The sequence below is a fragment of the Ligilactobacillus pobuzihii E100301 = KCTC 13174 genome (genome assembly GCF_000349725.1).
GTDB lineage: Bacteria > Bacillota > Bacilli > Lactobacillales > Lactobacillaceae > Ligilactobacillus > Ligilactobacillus pobuzihii.
Map to the genome: position 1 here is coordinate 1 of NZ_APCP01000088.1, position 633 is coordinate 633.

The following is a 633-nucleotide window of genomic DNA, read 5'->3' on the forward strand; positions in this document are numbered from 1 at the left end:
TGACTAACTGCGATATGCTTCGGGAAGCTGTAAGTAAGCAATGACCCGGAGATCTCCGAATGGGGCAACCCCATAACTGTGACTAGTTATGATCGCTGGCTGAATACATAGGTCAGTCGAGGATAGACGCGGGGAACTGAAACATCTCAGTACCCGCAGGAAAGTAAAGAAATTTCGATTCCCCCAGTAGCGGCGAGCGAACGGGGAACAGCCCAAACCAAGAAGCTTGCTTCTTGGGGTTGTAGGACTGGACATTTGAGTTAACAAGAAAGACTGTAGCTAAACGACTTGGGAAGGTCGGCCACAGCGGGTGACAGCCCCGTAAGCGAAACAGTTTTTCCTCAGTCTAGGATCCTGAGTACGGCGGAACACGTGTAACTCCGTCGGAAATCGGGAGGACCATCTCCCAAGGCTAAATACTCCCTAGTGACCGATAGTGAACCAGTACCGTGAGGGAAAGGTGAAAAGCACCCCGGGAGGGGAGTGAAATAGTTCCTGAAACCATGTGCCTACAAGTAGTCAGAGCCCGTTAAGGGGTAATGGCGTGCCTTTTGTAGAATGAACCGGCGAGTTACGTTCACGTGCCAGGTTAAGGTGGAAAGACCGGAGCCGCAGCGAAAGCGAGTCTGAACA

General features: G+C 51.7%; 1 rRNA gene. It reads left to right on the plus strand.

The features are described 5' to 3' along the window. Nucleotides 1-633, plus strand: a 23S ribosomal RNA gene (locus LACPOB_RS0101235); the annotation flags it as partial.